Annotated in this window: 20 protein-coding genes; 7 read left to right on the plus strand and 13 right to left on the minus strand. The window is 45.3% G+C overall.

The annotated features are described in order from the left end of the window. Positions 1-300 precede the first annotated feature (300 nt). The 3 genes from OCU49_RS16455 (at position 301) to OCU49_RS16465 (ending at position 4,641) form a co-directional block, all read left to right on the plus strand. Entirely contained in the window at positions 301-1,689 is a 1,389-nt protein-coding gene (locus OCU49_RS16455) for a PhoH family protein (RefSeq protein ID WP_261841642.1), read from the plus strand. A 343-nt stretch (positions 1,690-2,032) separates the two neighbouring features. Beyond that, the gene (yidD, locus tag OCU49_RS16460; protein ID WP_261841643.1) at positions 2,033-2,299 is read left to right on the plus strand and encodes a membrane protein insertion efficiency factor YidD; all 267 of its coding nucleotides are present in this window, start codon (positions 2,033-2,035) and stop codon (positions 2,297-2,299) included. A 131-nt stretch (positions 2,300-2,430) separates the two neighbouring features. Next, positions 2,431-4,641 (plus strand): hypothetical protein, encoded by a 2,211-nt coding sequence (locus OCU49_RS16465; RefSeq protein WP_261841644.1) that lies wholly within the window; start codon positions 2,431-2,433, stop codon positions 4,639-4,641. A gap of 20 nt (positions 4,642-4,661) precedes the next feature. Here OCU49_RS16465 and OCU49_RS16470 read toward each other — a convergent pair whose 3' ends face one another. From OCU49_RS16470 to OCU49_RS16480, 3 genes are all read right to left on the minus strand, one after another. Further along, a complete protein-coding gene (locus tag OCU49_RS16470) occupies positions 4,662-5,459 on the minus strand; it encodes a response regulator (RefSeq protein ID WP_261841645.1) in 798 nt (265 codons plus the stop codon). A gap of 297 nt (positions 5,460-5,756) precedes the next feature. Then, positions 5,757-6,554, minus strand: a complete 798-nt coding sequence (locus OCU49_RS16475) for a response regulator transcription factor (protein WP_261841646.1) — start codon at positions 6,552-6,554, stop codon at positions 5,757-5,759. A gap of 267 nt (positions 6,555-6,821) precedes the next feature. Continuing rightward, positions 6,822-7,631, minus strand: a complete 810-nt coding sequence (locus OCU49_RS16480) for a mechanosensitive ion channel family protein (RefSeq protein WP_261841647.1) — start codon at positions 7,629-7,631, stop codon at positions 6,822-6,824. A 302-nt stretch (positions 7,632-7,933) separates the two neighbouring features. Here OCU49_RS16480 and radD point away from each other — a divergent pair, with 302 nt between their 5' ends. Beyond that, the gene (gene radD, locus OCU49_RS16485) at positions 7,934-9,670 is read left to right on the plus strand and encodes a DNA repair helicase RadD (RefSeq protein ID WP_261841648.1); all 1,737 of its coding nucleotides are present in this window, start codon (positions 7,934-7,936) and stop codon (positions 9,668-9,670) included. Positions 9,671-9,696: 26 nt separating this feature from the next. Here the strand turns inward: radD and OCU49_RS16490 are convergent, their stop codons facing one another. The 9 genes from OCU49_RS16490 to OCU49_RS16530 form a co-directional block, all read right to left on the minus strand. Further along, positions 9,697-10,098: an SMI1/KNR4 family protein gene (locus tag OCU49_RS16490; RefSeq protein ID WP_261841649.1), complete on the minus strand. Its 402-nt coding sequence runs from the start codon at positions 10,096-10,098 to the stop codon at positions 9,697-9,699. Between the two features lie 88 nt (positions 10,099-10,186). Continuing rightward, positions 10,187-10,663, minus strand: a complete 477-nt coding sequence (locus tag OCU49_RS16495; protein WP_261841650.1) for a peroxiredoxin — start codon at positions 10,661-10,663, stop codon at positions 10,187-10,189. A gap of 139 nt (positions 10,664-10,802) precedes the next feature. Further along, positions 10,803-11,123 (minus strand): branched-chain amino acid transport AzlD family protein, encoded by a 321-nt coding sequence (locus tag OCU49_RS16500; RefSeq protein ID WP_261841651.1) that lies wholly within the window; start codon positions 11,121-11,123, stop codon positions 10,803-10,805. Further along, complete coding sequence (locus tag OCU49_RS16505) at positions 11,116-11,868, minus strand: AzlC family ABC transporter permease (RefSeq protein ID WP_261841652.1); 753 nt, start codon at positions 11,866-11,868, stop codon at positions 11,116-11,118. Before OCU49_RS16505 ends, OCU49_RS16500 begins: the two co-directional genes overlap by 8 nt. A gap of 2 nt (positions 11,869-11,870) precedes the next feature. After that, the gene (locus OCU49_RS16510) at positions 11,871-12,851 is read right to left on the minus strand and encodes a bifunctional helix-turn-helix transcriptional regulator/GNAT family N-acetyltransferase (protein ID WP_261841653.1); all 981 of its coding nucleotides are present in this window, start codon (positions 12,849-12,851) and stop codon (positions 11,871-11,873) included. A 160-nt stretch (positions 12,852-13,011) separates the two neighbouring features. Next, positions 13,012-13,383 (minus strand): hypothetical protein, encoded by a 372-nt coding sequence (locus tag OCU49_RS16515; protein WP_261841654.1) that lies wholly within the window; start codon positions 13,381-13,383, stop codon positions 13,012-13,014. Between the two features lie 13 nt (positions 13,384-13,396). Then, positions 13,397-13,633, minus strand: a complete 237-nt coding sequence (locus OCU49_RS16520) for a hypothetical protein (protein ID WP_261841655.1) — start codon at positions 13,631-13,633, stop codon at positions 13,397-13,399. Between the two features lie 225 nt (positions 13,634-13,858). Beyond that, on the minus strand, positions 13,859-14,140 hold the full coding sequence (locus OCU49_RS16525) for a peptidylprolyl isomerase (protein WP_261841656.1): 282 nt from the start codon (positions 14,138-14,140) through the stop codon (positions 13,859-13,861). 119 nt (positions 14,141-14,259) lie between these two features. Continuing rightward, on the minus strand, positions 14,260-15,177 hold the full coding sequence (locus OCU49_RS16530) for a LysR family transcriptional regulator (protein ID WP_261841657.1): 918 nt from the start codon (positions 15,175-15,177) through the stop codon (positions 14,260-14,262). Positions 15,178-15,261: 84 nt separating this feature from the next. Here OCU49_RS16530 and OCU49_RS16535 point away from each other — a divergent pair, with 84 nt between their 5' ends. The 3 genes from OCU49_RS16535 to OCU49_RS16545 are packed head-to-tail and all read left to right on the plus strand — an operon-like array spanning position 15,262 to position 17,023. Next, a complete protein-coding gene (locus tag OCU49_RS16535) occupies positions 15,262-15,858 on the plus strand; it encodes a flavodoxin family protein (RefSeq protein WP_261841658.1) in 597 nt (198 codons plus the stop codon). Positions 15,859-15,879: 21 nt separating this feature from the next. Then, positions 15,880-16,446 (plus strand): cytochrome b, encoded by a 567-nt coding sequence (locus tag OCU49_RS16540; RefSeq protein WP_261841659.1) that lies wholly within the window; start codon positions 15,880-15,882, stop codon positions 16,444-16,446. 4 nt (positions 16,447-16,450) lie between these two features. Continuing rightward, complete coding sequence (locus OCU49_RS16545) at positions 16,451-17,023, plus strand: YceI family protein (RefSeq protein ID WP_261841660.1); 573 nt, start codon at positions 16,451-16,453, stop codon at positions 17,021-17,023. A gap of 200 nt (positions 17,024-17,223) precedes the next feature. Here OCU49_RS16545 and OCU49_RS16550 read toward each other — a convergent pair whose 3' ends face one another. Next, entirely contained in the window at positions 17,224-17,439 is a 216-nt protein-coding gene (locus OCU49_RS16550; protein ID WP_261841661.1) for a cold-shock protein, read from the minus strand. Positions 17,440-17,613 lie beyond the last annotated feature (174 nt).

Genomic DNA, 17,613 nt, shown 5'->3' on the forward strand with positions numbered 1-17,613 from the left:
CACTATTCCCTGTCACTCAGCGAGCTTCGGTATCACGTTCAATATATGCTATCAGTGGTTTCATATCCACTAAGCTATTGAATTTTAAAACATAGAAAACAACAAAGCCGCCAGGCTCAATAATACACTATGCATTAGAACCCGAACAAAGTTACGATTTTATTACTCATAATCGCCACAGTTACTTAAATTCATACATGGATGAAAACAAAGGGTTTTAACTGACTTCAACTTCTGCTTAACTAAACATATCTGGAAGCCTATTTCAGATAGACAACAAGGTTGGAGAAGGAATCCCTTATGGCTGCTACAAAGCTTTATATCCTCGACACCAATGTTTTACTGCACGACCCAAACTGTCTGTATGAATTCAAAGAGCAAGACGTCGCGATCCCTATGACCGTTCTGGAAGAACTGGATAACATAAAGGACCGTAAACAAAGCGTTGCTCAGGAAGCACGTCACGCTATCCGGGCAATAGATAACATTCTCAGCGTGGCATCCAGCCCCACACAAATAACCCGGGGCGTTCAGATCAAAGTGCCGGGCACAGACGACAGCAGTACTCTGGGGAAACTCAGTGTCTATCCCGATCACGAACTTACCAGCCGTCAGGGATTTCTCCCGTCGACCACTAACAACGATAACCGCATTATCAATTGTGCACTTCACCTGCAAACCAACGATTCACACCGGGATATCATCCTGGTCACTAAAGACATCAACATGCGCCTTAAAGCAATGGGCGCTGGCTTACAAAAAGTAGAGGACTACCGCAAAGATCAGCTCGTTTCTGATCTCGACCTGTTATCGGCAGGCCACCAGCACATCAACGGAATGTTCTGGGAAAAGGTCGATCAGGTGAAGAGCTATCAGAAAGGCCCTCATACCTTCCATAAAGTCAGTCCGGACTTACTCGCCGACACATATGTTAACCAGTATATCCATGATGACTCTGAAGACTTTGCCGCCCGGGTAGTCAGTGTAGACCACGAAGCTATTATTTTGCGGGACCTTGGCCACGAACATTTAATGCAACAGAATTGCTGGGGAATTTCACCGATCAATATCTACCAGGCGTTTGCCATGCAATCCCTGCTGGATAGTGATATTGATCTTTGTATGCTCAACGGTGCTGCCGGTTCAGGTAAAACGCTGATAGCTCTGGCCTGTGCATTAGAGATGGTCATTGAACAGGGTCGCTACAGCAAAATTATCGTTACCCGTTCAACACCACCTGTCGCTGAAGACATCGGCTTTCTACCGGGTACAGAAGAAGAGAAAATGACCCCCTGGCTCAGCTCCATTCTGGACAATCTGGAAGCGATGCATGAAGGCGATGAACGTCCTCAAAGTAGCGTAAAATACGCCATTGAAAAAGCCAATATTCAGTTCAAATCTCTTAACTTCATTCGAGGGCGTAGCATCCAGGATGCAATAGTGCTGATTGATGAAGCTCAAAACCTGACACCTTCACAGCTAAAAACAATACTGACCCGCTGTGGTAAAGGTACGAAAATGGTCTGCCTGGGTAACCTGGCACAAATTGACTCCAATTATCTGACAGCGCTTACTTCAGGTCTTACATACATTGTTGAACGCTTTAAAGATTACAACGGTGCTTCAAACGTGCATTTCGAAGGCGTTTTCCGTTCATCTTTAGCCGAATACGCAGAAGAACATCTGTAATATATTTAAAATCACTCACTCCGCCAGAGCCTAGCTATGGCGGAGTTCTTAAGCCTTTATTTAACGAATATCATACATGTTGTGATCATTTACCTGCAGATACCACTAAATACATGGAAGTTTACTGCTTTCCTTTTTGCTTTATCTCTATATAATGCGCGGCACAATTATATGTTTTAAATTCCCCTTCTTTGGCCGGGTAGACACTGTAATCGACATACTTGTGCTTTTACCAAGATGAATTTTGTATGTGAATACTCCGGCATTTTCTTCACCTGACAGCGCTTCATCCGCAGGTTAAACTTAGACAGTTTCCTTTTCAAAACCCTGGTTATTGCCACATATGCGAACGTTGTTACGTTTTCTCATTAAGTTCTACCAGTACGTTATCAGCCCGATACTGGGGCCACGTTGCCGCTTTTATCCCACATGCTCGGCATATGCTCTGGAAGCTATTGAAATACATGGCCCACTAAAAGGCATAACCCTAACAGTAAAACGCCTTCTAAAATGCCACCCCGGTCACCCGGGCGGGGTCGACCTTGTCCCTGAAAAATCATCAGGCTGCTGCGATAACCACACAGAATCCTCCTCACATAACGATCGCTAACGTTTAAATAAGCCACCTCAAAATTTGACCCCACCATCAGCCAGCGCTATAGCTTAATGAATACCTCTGCAAAAACCTGATGCAAATCACTGGCAAGGATAGCCGAACGAAACGGAGGAAATTCTTCGGTTATGTTCAGTTCAATTACAGTAATACTGGTTATCTCATCCTATATGGCAGTTTTATTTGCTATTGCTCAACTGGTCGAACGTAAAATTGAACAGACGGGTAAAAACTTCAATGGTCCCTGGACATACGCCCTTTCTCTGGCGGTTTATCACACATCCTGGACATTTTATGGCAGCGTCGGTTTTGCCGCTGAATCAGGTCTACTGTATTTAGGTGTATATATTGGCTCATTACTGAGTATCGCCTGTTGGTGGGTCTCCCTAAGACGTATGGTACTGGCAAAAAACACCTTTAGGGTTACCAGCATTGCTGACTTTATTTCCACCCGCTACAACCGCTCACAAAAGATAGCAGCACTGGTTACTATTACGGCATTACTGGGAGTATTGCCTTATATCGCACTACAGCTAAAAGCGGTCATCAGTTCCTTCAAGATAATCACCCTCAGTGGTCAGGGTGCCGACCTGCATAACACGACTATGGACTGGGGTAGCTCCGGCTTGCTGATTACCCTGTTCATGATCATATTTACCATTATGTTCGGTGTGCGCAGGCTCGACCCTACTGAACGCCATCAGGGAATGATCAGCGTATTAATGGTCGAGTGTATTGTTAAACTGATCGCCTTCATGAGCGTCGGTATATTTGTCTGCTTTTATCTGTTTAATGGCTACCACGACATTCTGGAACAGCTCGATCAGGCAGGTATGCATCAGGTGACCAGCTTTCATACCCGCCCTGACAGCGGCGTCATGTGGCTAACCCTAATCATTTTAAGTTTTGCGGCCGTACAAAACCTTCCCCGTCAGTTCCATGTGGCCGTAATCGAAAACGCCGATGAAAAATACATCAAGAAAGCACTCTGGGTTTTTCCGCTGTATATTTTGCTCATCAATCTCTTCGTTATCCCAATTGCTGGTGCCGGGCTGCTTAAAGGCATAGATACTGGTGCTGCCGATTATTACGTTTTGCTGCTACCTCAACAAGCCGATAACCCGGCTCTGACTATGCTGGCATTTATTGGTGGCTTTTCTGCTGCAACCGGCATGATCATTATTACCACAATGACGCTGGCAACCATGTGTTCCAACCATCTGATAATGCCGGTGATAGAAAAATTCGAGCGTTATGCATCTGTCCGTAGCGAACTGCTCAAAATCCGCTGGGCGCTGGTAACTTTGATTCTACTCAGCAGCTACAGCTTCGCCATTGCATTCAGCGACTCTTATATCCTGGTTGCAATTGGCCTGATTTCATTCGTGGCAGTCTTGCAGTTCAGCCCGGCACTTTTCGGAGGTATATTCTGGCAAAGAGGTAATAGCGCAGGTGCACTGGCAGGCCTCTTATCAGGATTCATTATCTGGATGTATACACTGGTTTTTCCAACCCTTATACGACAGGGCTGGATGGATAACGCGCTACTCAGTGAAGGTTTATTCCAGTTAAGTTGGTTACGTCCGGAAGCACTTTTTGGCATTGAAGGTTTATCCAGTATTCCTCACAGCGTGCTTTGGAGTATGGTATTCAATATATCCGCCTATCTGCTCGGCTCTTTACTTTATTCCCCTCACAAAGCAGAGCGCACACTTACCGCTGAATTCATGCAATCCATGCGTAATCAAAACAGCAATAAAGCCCGCCCAACCGGGCTTGAACAATACATCCGACTACAAGTTAAACTGAAAGAAGCATCTGCCTTACTGAACAACTATCTGAGTCCGGAAAAAGCCCGTAATGCAATTGCTCAAATAACCGAAGACTTACAAGTAACCGATAAAGAACGCATCAGCATAATTGAGCTTATCGAATTTCACCGCATGCTGGAACACACGCTTACCGGTTCAATCGGCGCAGCAAGTGCGCATAACGCTATGGAAAACGGCATTCGTTATACCAGCCGGGAAACCGGAGACCTGAAAGCACTGTACAGTCACCTGGTCACAGAAATGGATAATCGGGTTGAGAATAAACCTCAAACTAAAAATACAGAAACGAATTTCGGCCTGATTGATGATCTGCAACGACAAATCACCCTACTGGAAAGGAAGAACCTGTCCCAGCAACAGCAACTTGAAAAGTTAGAAATGAAATTAGAAGAGCGACACCAGCAGATTTTTAAATATCGTATCGCCGCTCAACATGCCCAACGGGATAAAAGCATCCTCAGTGAACAATTACAGGTATTCACCACAGACAAACAAAGCAGTGAATAACCTGTGCCATCCGGCTAATGTCAGCCTTCAAGAATCTGTGCCAACAGCTTACGTACACCGTCTGGCTCAAATGGTTTATTACTTAACGCATTCACCCCAGACTGAGCCACGTTTTGCAATTGTGCCTCGTTATCTTCTGAAGTCACCATCAGAACCGGCATATGGCAATGATCATCGGACTGACGAATATACTCCGTTAGTTCAGCGCCGTTTACTTCAGGCATATGATAATCCGTCACCAGAAGATCAAACGTCTGATTATTCAGAATTTCAATTGCACCTGAACCATCATCTGCTTCCTGAATATGCTCAACTCCCATATTGGTCAAAACCCGGGTAATCACATTTCGTGACAGTCTGCTATCGTCCACAACCAACACTCTCAGGTCGTCAACTTCATACATATCCAGCTCAAGTGCTTGTGGAGATAACAAATCAACAGTCGCATTCACTGCACGGTGCAAATGTTGCAACGTATAAGGTTTGGGCAAGATTGCAATCACACCGGATTGCTTAAACTCTTCCAACTGAGCACGACGATTCTCACTCGAGACCAGCATAAAAGGTAGATCCTCAAGATCTGAGTCCTGACGAATTGAGCGCAGTAAATCCAGTCCGGTTCCGTCTTCAAAGTACAGTGAAGAAATCACCAGATCCGGTTTAATACGGGTTACCTGCTCAAAGGCATCTTTACAATTACTGCAAACATCCAGGTTAAAAACACCTTCCTCATGCAATGCGTTGAGCAAAAGCTTGCGCTGCATATGCGATGGTTCAACCACTAAAATGTTCAGATCTGCAGGTGATAATTTGTCCATATAACCTCTGCCAACATCAAGTAACAAAGCAAGTGCCACAACCACTCACTTTGTACGAAAAAACTCTGCTTTGACAAGCTGAACGCTTAAGTATGTAAAATATAAGTACTCAAGCATCTCAAACCTAAGCTTTATTTAATTCTAAGTGCTATTTCGATTTAAATGCTTAGCAAGCTTAGTAACTAAGCACTCACAATCCGGTAAAAATACACATGTACCAAACAAATGTTAACCACAAAACGTTTCTATCTTATCTGCTTTATATAAATACAAACAAGCACTTATAAGATACAGAAATCAGCCTTCTAAAATTGACGCTAGTAGTTGCTTAACCACATGAGGCTCAAAAGGTTTATCGGTCATGGCATTAACGCCCGACTGAGCCACATTCTGTAAATGGGCATCATTCGATTCGGAAGTCACCATCAAAACAGGTACGTGCCCGTGCGTAGGAGACTGACGAACAAACTCGGTCAACTCAACACCATTCACTTCCGGCATGTTGTAATCAGTCACGACCAAATCAACACCCTGATCCTGAAGATACGCAATTGCTTCAGAGCCATCAGCGGCCTGAACAATATTTTTAATACCCAGATTTGTTAACACCCGAACAATCACGTTACGTGCCATTCGACTATCATCAACAACCAGCACCCTTAGCAAATCAATGTCATATAATTCCAGATCCAGATTTTGCTCCGACAGCATATCCAGTGTGGCATTTATGGCCTGATTCAAATGCTGCACACTGAATGGTTTAGGCAGCATCGCGATTACACCTGACTGCTTAAACTCCTCCAGCTGTTCACGTCGGCTCTCACTGGAAACCAGCATAAAGGGCAAATCTTCCAACGAACCTTCCGCGCGGATCAAACGCAATAGCTCAAGGCCCGTACCGTCCTCAAAATACAGTGACGATATGACCAGATCCGGCTTAAACTCCCGAATCTTCTGAATTGCTTCTGCTTTATTACCACAGGCAGCAATCTTATCGACCCCTTCTTTCGTTAATGCTTCCAGTAATACTTTGCGCTGCATCTTTGATGGCTCTACTACCAAAATACTCAAATCTTCAGCCGACAACCTTTCCATAAAACCTCTCAATAACACCGAATAAACAAGCAGTTAAAGCGATTTTAACAACGGGACACTTTCGCTCAGACATCCTAGCAACATACCTTGAGTAGGCACCTGACGAAAAGCCCATCTACCAGAGAGACTACCCATAACAGGTGCAAAACCTTCTAGACAATTGAAATTTACGCACTTTCAAGATCCCAGTCTTGAAATTCAGACAAAAAAAACGGCCGCTAAAAGCGACCGTTTTCTGTACTTAAGTAGCCAAATTAGCAGCTCAACTTATTTACTCTCATGCTTGTACTGATGCACATCCATTTGTGGATATGGAATGGAGATACCTTCAGCATCAAAACGCAACTTCACAGTTTCAGTAGTTTCGAACAATACATCCCAGTAATCTGCTGCATTTACCCATGGACGAACCACAAAATTAACACTGCTGTCCGCCAGCTCAGAAACGGCAATAACAGGAGCAGGATCTTTCAGTACCCGGCTATCACTGTTAATGATCTCTTCCAGTAGCGCTTTAGCTTTCTTCAGATCATCGTCGTAACCAATTCCGAATACCATATCAACACGTCGGGTATCACGGGCAGAGTAGTTGGTGATTACACCACTGTAGATAGCACCATTTGGCACGATAACTTCTTTGTTATCGACTGTACGCATCACTGTACTAAAAATCGTAATCTGCTCAACAATCCCGGAAACACCAGCCACTTCAACGAAGTCACCTTCTTTGAAAGGACGGAATACAATCAGCATCACGCCGGCTGCAAAATTCTGCAGCGAGCCTTGCAACGCGAGACCAACCGCCAAACCTGCAGCACCTACCAGTGCAATCATTGAGGTTGTATCAACCCCTAACTGATCAAGTGCAGCAACAACCACTACCAATAACATCAGAATGTTAGCAATAGAAGTCACGAAGTTAATCAGAATGTCATCCATGCGGCTTTTACGCAGCATTTTCTCCAGCAGACCACGCAGTGCCTTCACTATCATTCGACCAACGATAAAGATCGCTGCTGCCAGTGCGATATTAATAATCCACGGCATTACGTAAACATCAAAAAATGAAAGATCCATATCAGAATTCCCCGTTGAATAGACCGTCATTGCGGCAGCAAAAGCCACCAGCAACTACTAAATTGTTATATTTTCATTCAACTGCAATCTGCTTATCAAAGGAGTGTGTCCAATCAACAAACAGAAATCAGTTCACAGCTTAACGAAATTAATGCCGTGTTTCACCCACAGAAACAGTCTGCACTGAGATAAAGCTGGCCACTATAACGGCGCCAGTCTGAACACAGAATGAGTAAAACAACATTACTGGAAAACGGTATAATCCTCATTCCATATCACCGGAAGATCGACGACTAACCTCAATGAGCACTTTTAAATTACGCGACTATCAGCAGGAAGCCGTCCAGGCCACATTGCAGCATTTTCGTAAAAGCAATCAACCAGCGGTAATCGTACTACCGACCGGTGCCGGAAAAAGTCTCGTAATTGCAGAACTCGCACGGTTAGCGCGGCGAAAAATTTTAGTGCTGGCACATGTAAAGGAACTGGTAGAACAGAACGCAGCGAAATATCGAAGCTATGGTCTGGAGGGCGGCATATACTCAGCCGGTCTGAAGCAAAAACAAACCGAACATCAGGTTACATTCGCCAGTGTTCAGTCAGTCTCCCGTAACCTTGATGCTTTTCAGCATGAATACTCCCTGATCATCATTGATGAGTGCCACAGGGTAAGTGAAGAAGACGACAGCCAGTACCAGCAAATTATTAAGCAGCTCACTGAAAAGAATTCACAACTAAAAGTACTCGGTCTGACTGCAACGCCTTACCGACTAGGAATGGGCTGGATCTACCGTTATCACCATCATGGCATCTGCAGAGCGGAAGAACCCCGCCCTTTTAGCCACTGCATTTATGAATTACCACTGCAGTACATGATTAAGCACAACTATCTTACACCACCCACAATGGTAGACGCCCCCGTAGCGCAATATGACTTCTCTCACCTGAGAGCCAGTAATAGCGGAGAATTTAATAGCCGTGAGGTCAACCAGCTATTGGTCAGCCATCCACGGGTGACACAGGCTATCTGTGCACAGATAGAAAACCTCGCGGAATCCCGCAAAGCAGTCATGATTTTTGCAGCCACAGTAGAGCACGCTCACGAAGTATTCAGTTATCTGCCACAAGCACATACAGCACTGATTACCGGCGCCACTCCTTTGAATGAACGTGATCAGCTAATCAATGCATTTAAACAGCAACAATATAAATATTTGGTAAACGTTTCAGTACTCACCACAGGGTTTGATGCACCTCATGTCGACATGATCGCCATATTACGGCCAACTCAGTCAGTATCACTTTATCAGCAGATAGTTGGACGAGGGCTGCGCCTGGCACCGGATAAAAAAGATTGCCTGGTCATGGATTACGCGGGTAATAACTTCAATATTTATTACCCGGAAGTTGGCCAGCCGCGCCCCGACAGCTGTAGCGTGCCAGTGCAGGTGTTCTGCCCCGCATGTGAATTTGCCAATGTATTCTGGGGAAAAACGGATGACGACGGTCAGATCATGGAGCACTACGGCCGACGCTGTCAGGCAATGCTCGAATCTGAACCACCTGTTCAGTGTGATTACCGGTTTCGCTTTAAAGAATGCCGGTTTTGTAACGGTGAGAATGACATTGCAGCACGCCGTTGTGGCCACTGCGGAGAAGCCATTATCGATCCGGACAATCAGCTAAAAGATGCTCTGAAGTTAAAAGATGCGACCGTCATCCGCTGTGCGGGCATAAGTTTTCAACCCCAGGGCAGTCGACTGCAGATTATCTATCATGATGAACAGGGAGAGGAACTCAAAGAATCTTTCGACTTTAACAAACCGAAACAACTATCAGTGTTTAATAAATTATTTGGCAGGCGCTTGCAGCAAGGCCAGCAGCCTAAACAGTTCAAGACTCTGGAAGAAGTACTCAGTTGCAGCCACTTACTAAATCATCCGGATTTCGTCATTGCACGAAAATCCGGACACCACTTGCGCGTTACTGAACGTATTTTTGATTATCAGGGCAACTATCGCAAAGCTAACCAGCTTTAAAATCAGTAACACCGTATTTAGCTCTGTTAGCTAACTAACCAAACTTCTCTGGCCCACTCCCAAATACTGGTCCACTCTTCATGTTCGTGACCATCAAAACTCCATTGGATAACAGCACCTTCCAGATTCACTACATAAAAACCATCAGCATAGGCACACAAAGGTGTCATTTCACGGGAAAGCCCTACTGACCATGCGTAAGCTGCTACATCTGGCAAATGCGTATGCGAACTTGGATCGGCGGCAGTTGCCGGCTCAAGCGAACCACAAACAACGTCACTGACTGTCAGCAGAAACTCTTTAAAGTCCGGATGTAATGGCACGCAGATATCTTCTTCTACTTCCACAACATCATCAAATTCAGGTAAATCCAATGGCGTTGGCACATCCAGATTGGCGTGTCGTAACGCGTCGATTACGTCTTGCATATCACCTCACAAAAACAACAAAGCCGCTGCAAAGCAGCGGCAATAAACTATAAGCTTCAAAAAGCAGGAATTATCCTGTTAGAAATAATTATCCCAATTTCGCTAACATGGCTTCAGCACTGCTCACTTCAAACTCTTTAGGTGCTTCAAGTGCTAAATCAGTCACTACACCATCTTCAATAATCATTGCATAGCGACGTGAACGCATACCGCCAAAAGAACCTGAATCCATCTCCAGGCCCAATGCCAAAGTCAGCTCTGCGCCACCATCAGCCAACATAGCGATCTCCGTAGCCTTCTGATCATCAGCCCAGGCCTTCATGACAAAGCTATCATTTACTGATAAACAGGCAATCAGATCGACACCTTTAGCTGAAAAATCAGCGATGGAACCCACATAGCCAGGTAAGTGACGAGCTGAACAAGTTGGAGTAAACGCTCCAGGCAATGCAAATAACACAACCTTTTTACCAGCACATAACTCACTAAGCGGTAATGTTTGTGTTTCACCCTGCTGAACTACGCCGACGTTTACTGAAGGTACTTTTTCGCCTACCTGAATCATAATAATGCTCCTAAAAATTACGCCTAAAAAGATGCGCCTAAAAAATGTTCAGCCGATTTGCAGGCTGCAGTATAAAGTAAGCCTGCACTTAAGTCCGACGCTTTTCTTCAGCCTCCCTAAAAGACTTCTATCTCTAGCCCTACCAGCCAAAACCGAAACGTAGTAATAAAAACATCAGCATTCCAAGCACAATTGTCTGTAGTAAATCCTTTCGCCACATCGCCACCAGAACGGCGAAGACAGCCGAGACTAACCACGGATTTGTCAGGCTAAACCACATTTCACCTTTTGGCATAATCACCGCAGGTACAATAATAGCGGTCAAAACAGCAGGCGGTACAAACCCCAGCGCCAAATCCATCCAGGCCGGAAAACGAATTTTTCCTGCTACACCAAATAGAAAAAACCGCACGGTAAAAGTCACTGCAAACATACCAGCAATCAGACCAACTTCATTCATAGCTCTGCCCCCCCTGGCATGTCGATGCGTGCTTCGCCTTCTTATTTTGTTGCAACCAATGGAGTGAAACACCTACAGCAATGCCACAAAGAGCAGCAACCAGCAGCCCTAGCTTATGAGGTAAAGCAACGCAGGCAATTGCCATAGCGCCGGCAACAATTACCGCCGCCCACATCGGCCGGTTAGTCAGATACGGTACGACCATACCAATAAAAGTAACTGACATTGCAAAGTCCAGCCCCCAGTTCACCATCCCCGGAAACACTTCACCGAGCATGACGCCAATACCTGTACAGAGCACCCAGTTAGAATACATCGCCAGGAATGACCCCAGGTAAAACCAGTGTGCATGTTGCAGATCATCATGGCGCAAATAACGGTTACTCACTGCTGCAAAGGTTTCATCCGTTAAACCGAATGCCAGCGGAATACGCCAGCGCAATGGTAAATGCCTAACCTTTGGCACCAGGTTTGCCGAATAGAGTAAATGACGTAAATTCACCACAAAGGTTGTTGCGATAATTACCGGCAAAGCCGCACCTGCCGCCAGCAGTCCCAAAACGATGAACTGCGAAGAACCGGCAAATACAATCACTGACATTGCCAGTGCAGCCAGAGCCGACAAGCCACTTGGTTCAGCCAAAGTACCAAAGATAATACCGAAGGGAATCGCGCCAACTATTAATGGCAGTGTAGCTTTCGCACCCTGTAAAAACTCCTGCCGTGGCGATGCTTGATGCGCCATAGTCACTCTCCCAGGCTCAGGGTTAAATACATATCAGAACGTGGATAAACAGACTTTCCGTTCGGATGTGGAATTTCAGAAAAACCCATATTTTGATAAAGACGAACCGCTCTTTCCAAAATGCTTGCCGTCTCAAGAAAAACTTCACGGGCGCCTAACTGGCGCGCTTTGGTTAATGCAATCAGCATCAATTCGCGCCCGACACCCTGACCATGAATAGCTTCATCCACCGCCATTTTAGAAATTTCAAAACAGTCGTCGCTAACCCGAGCCAGCGCAATACAACCAATCGGTGTACGTGTTTCATCCTCACGGCAAGCAAACCAGATATAACCACCCCGTGCGAGATAATAGCTCTCAGGGGTATTCAGAGCTTCACGATCAAGATCAATCATTTCACCGTTAAAATATTTATTCAGCCATGCCATATTCAGCCGGCTAAAATCATTCCGATAGCTCTCATCCCAACCAACAATCTGAACATCTTCAATATTCTGACGTTCTCTGATACTTGTCAGCACAGGCTGGAAAAAGCCCTGCTGATCCAGACTCTGTTCAAATTCATTAAGCGCATCCAGTAACGGATGGCGTTGTGTCAGCATCAGACGGTCAAGATACTGCTTAATTTCCCGCCATACTGGCTTTATCTCATCCAGCAAAGCATAGCTCTGCGGAGTCAGAGCCAATAACTGACGACGCTCGTCTTCAGGGTCAGGCGTTTTAGTCAGCCACCCTTCGGTAAGCATCTTACGGGCAATTTTGCTGATTGCCGGATGGCTAACCCCCAGCAACTCAGCGGCCTGAGTGACACTCATCTCCCCTTCCTGAACTAACAGATTAAATAAAGGAAAGAATGTCGGATTCAGCTCGATACCCTGTGCCTGGTAAAGACTTACCACATCCTGTACCAACCGATCGGAAAGACGTCGCAAACGGCTACCTAATGAAAGATTACCGAAGCTGCGCATTAAATCTGGGTGCATATTATGTTCTGCCAATTCTCTTTGCTAATGCTTGCTTTCAACACTTAAAACAAATTACGTAACAAGTTACGCAATTTAGCAAAGTAATATACAAATGCAAGAAAATTCAGCGGCTGAGCGCCATAAAATAACGCTTAATCAGCCACTGCTATCAGAAAAATTACTCAGGTAAATCTACTTTATAGGTCTGCTCACTTCTTCCGTGAACAAGGTCATAAGCCCGAACCTCAACAGCGGAAGTTCCATCCGGAATATGAATTACCTGGCTTCGGGTAAAAGGTTGTTCGTTTACATGGGGATGATGCAAAACCCGTTCGCCTAATACATTACCCTGCATATCAATAACATCCCAGGCATTCGCATAATGATCCCAACCGGTATCATCATGCCGTAATGTTACTGAAAAATTGTACTGTTCAGCTCCCCGGGAGGCGACCTGTACATTTTCGATAACAACACTTCCCGCCAACACCTGCAAACAGGCCGCCATTCCGATGCTGGCAACAATCCATTTAGATAAAAACAATTTCATAACTGATTTCATCTTATAAATGATGGTCATGAATGAATAACTCAAGGCTGTCATAACTCCAGTCGCTACCATCCGGATGCTTATGATCATGTTCATTCAGCTTACTCATCATTACCTTCAGGTTGTCACCTTTCTTGCGCAACCCCTGCACAAAATGGATCGCTTCTGTAATTGCCTGCTGTTGTTCTGGAGTGATATCTGACTGCTTATCGCCTTTCTTTTTAACGCTTACACTAATCCCTGCTTTCATCGCATTATCTCCTGCCGTCATCAATACATATAGGAATACGTTACTCTGCTTCAAATTATGAATAAAGCAAAAAACTAAGAATTTATGTTTTAAATCAGAGTATTTAAAAGACAGAGAAGTTCAGCGCTTTAAAGCTGTACTGAGGTAAGGAAATGAAATAGCAACGGAATAATGAGAGGAAAACAAAGCGGAAACCTCTTGCAGGTTTCCGCTATCGCGCAGTAATCAGTCTTCGCGGCTGGTTACTTCTACCAGGTGAAAACCGAACTGAGTCTTTACCGGACCCTGAACTTCACCTACAGGTGCAGAAAATACAACCTTATCAAACTCAGGTACCATCTGACCCGGGCCAAATGAACCCAAATCTCCACCGGACGCCTTAGAAGGACAACCGGAATGCTGCTGAGCTACCTCAGCAAAATCTGCACCTGCTTCAATCTGAGTTTTCAGATCATTACACTGCTCTTCAGTGTTAACCAAAATGTGACGGGCAGTTGCTCTTGCCATGTTAAATACCTGCTTTTATAAAATTACTGAAGCGTGAAATCACGTCCCGCCACTATAGCATAAGGCGTTCTAAGATCACTTGTTAACTCACTGAACCGGTTAAAAAAACCAGCAAAACATCAGCGCTGCAAACTCTGCATCAATTGTTGGCGCACCCAGATGCACATGGGATCCCGGTGGTAGCGCTCATGCCAGTATAGATAAAAGTTAATATTCTGCGACTGCAACGGTGACGGCACTGTCCGATAAATTACCCGACGGCCATCAACGATTCGCTTAGCTATCAGCTCTGGCAATACAAACAGCAAATCAGTGGTTTCGCAGAAGTCGGCTACCGACATAAAGTTCGACAGGCGTAATCCTAAATGACGGCTTTTGCCTAATGTCTCAAGCCTCTCATCAATAATGCCCATTCCCTGTCCCGTCACAGACACAATGCCATGGCTGGCTGCCAGATAATTCTCAAGCGTCAACTCCTGTTTTGCCAACGGATGATTTTCACCCATCAGACAAACCGTATGTGTTTGCGCCATGAGTAAACGCCGATACTGACTTTCCGACCGATCAGGAGACAATGCTGTTATCGTAAAATGCACATCGCCATTTTCCAGTAACTCAAAATGATTTCGCGGATCAGACCGCATCTCCATTCGCATTTGTGGTGCTTCGTCATACAACACTTTCATTAGTGGCGGTAAAAAACAGCAAGCCTCTAAATCCAGACCGTAAAAGCGCACCACATCCCGAGCCTGCGAGGGAATAAACTCAGGTTCAGCAATTAACTGCGCCGTATCATCAAGCAGTGTCTGTAATTTAGGTAATAAACTGACCGCCCGGGCACTTAAATCATATCCCGCTGTCGTACGTACCAGCAGCTCATCATCAAAGGTACCTCTTAAACGCTGCAATGCCCGGCTGACTGCAGGCTGGCTCATATGTAAACGATCGGCAGCCCGGGTTACATGCCGGGTTTCCAAAAGAGCTAATAAAACCACCAAAAGGTTAAGGTCGATGCTTCTTAAATTCACTTCGCGCATAACAACAATCACACCAATGCATTAGATGAATAGATTATGCCGTATTACATTAGAGACATCCATTAGCAAACAACGGGCAACAGAATGTCACAGCAGGTCAAAATCGCCATTGCTTACCACAGCGGCTTCGGTCACACCGAAGTACTGGCCCATGCAGTTGCAGCTGGTGCCGAAAACGCCGGTGCGAAAGCTATTGCCGTTTCAGTAGCAGACCCGGATACGCTGAACTGGGAACAACTGGCTGAAGCCGACGCTATTATTTTTGGCACGCCGACATATATGGGTAGCGTAAGCGCACCTTTTAAAACCTTTATGGATGCAAGTTCAAAAATCTGGGCGCAACAAGGCTGGAAAGACAAGCTGGCAGCAGGATTCACTAATTCGTCAAGCCAGAGTGGTGACAAATTAAATACGCTCATACAACTGTCCGTTTATGCCGCATCACACAGCATGAACTGGATCAGTCTGGGGCTGATGCCTGGTAATAACAGTAGCCTGGGCAGCAATGCAGACTTAAACAGATTAGGTAGTTTTTTGGGTGCGATGGCTCAAAGCAACAGCGACCAGTGTGCTGAAGTTACACCACCGCAATCGGATCGTGATACAGCACAGGCACTTGGTGCCAGAGTCGCTGCTGCCGCTCAGCGCTGGCAGTTAAAAACAGAGCCATGCAGCCACTAACCCGGGATACAGGATTTAACTATGTCACTGTCAATTAAAAACACGAGAAGCACTTATGGCCTTGCCAGCATTTCATTGCACTGGATTATGGCGTTAGCAATTATTGGCTTGTATTTGCTCGGTTTGTATATAGATTCGTTAGATTATTACGACCCTAATTATCGGACCCTTCCACACTGGCATAAAAGCATAGGTATTATTTTGCTGGGCTTTTATGTATTCAGACTGGCCTGGAATCTGATTAATCCGCATCCGGAACCACTATCACAACCGGCACTGGCACAGTTAGCAACTAAAATCGTACATAAACTGATGTACGTACTGATAATTCTGATTTTAGTATCCGGCTATCTGATTTCAACGGCTGACGGACGTGCCATCGCTGTATTTAACTGGTTCGAAATACCTGCTATTCCAGCGTTACTGGAACGACAGGAAGATACAGCCGGATTCTTACACTACTGGCTGGCCACAGGCTTGATCTCCCTTGCCGGACTTCATGCTTTGGCTGCACTGAAGCACCATTTCATTAATAAAGACCAAACCCTGAATCGTATGTTAGGGAAAGCACAATCCACCCAGGAGTAAACACATGAAACTGAACACGACTCTGGCCGGCGCATTACTGGCTACTTCAATCCTTGCTGCCCCAGGCATCCAGGCTGCTGACTACACGATCGATACTAAAGGCGCACACGCCTCTATTAATTTTCGTGTAAGTCACCTGGGCTACAGCTGGCTGGAAGGTCGCTTCAATGAGTTTGGCGGCCAGTTCAGCTACGACGAAGCGAACCCAAATGCTTCAACTGTAGAAGTTGAAATCAATACAGCAAGTGTTGATTCCAACCACGCTGAGCGTGATAAGCACATCCGTAGCGGAGATTTCCTGGATGTAGACACCTACCCAAAAGCAAGCTTCAAGAGCACAGGTTTTGCAGCTGACACTGGCGTGCTGAGTGGTGACCTTACCCTGCACGGTGTTACTAAGCCAGTACAGATCCAGGTATCTAAAATTGGCCAGGGTGATGACCCATGGGGCGGCTACCGTGCAGGCTTCAGCGGTACTACCGAATTCAAAATGAAAGATTTCGGAATGACTAAGAATCTGGGCCCGGCATCAGAGACCGTTTACATGGAATTGCATGTAGAAGGTATTCGTCAGTAAGTCATGACAAATTTGAAAAAAATGCGCCCTACGGCGCATTTTTTATGTCCGTAAGAAAAGTCAGCTAAAGAGTAAGATAAATAACAGAAGGGGAAATAAATGCGTAAAGATCAGTACTGCCCGGCAAACGCCGATCAGAACAGAGGAATAAGACTGGAAGCAGCCCGGCCAGAGCAAGCCAAGCTGCTCTCTGGGATAAGTTAAGCTGAAATAGTTACGTTTTCAGCTTGTAGCCCTTTCTGACCTTCAACCACTTCGAAGGTTACCTGTTGCCCTTCAACCAAGGAGCGACGCCCGGTACCGTTGATTGCTCGAAAATGTACAAATACGTCAGGCGCACCTTGGCGTTCAATGAAGCCAAAACCTTTTTCGTCGTTGAACCATTTCACTACACCAGATAATAGTTGATCAGACATACCTTCCTCTTCTTATATTTTGGTGCCTGCAGACTGTTCCGTCAGACATCCTTTGCTATTTAGAAATCTTTAACTCCCGGATAGACTAAAGATTTCACATCAACAAAAAATTAGCTTTTCAGCCGGGCCGGGGCATGCTATGAAAAAAGCCAAATACATCTTCTACTTATAAAA

Source organism: Aliamphritea ceti (assembly GCF_024347215.1).
GTDB lineage: Bacteria > Pseudomonadota > Gammaproteobacteria > Pseudomonadales > Balneatricaceae > Amphritea > Amphritea ceti.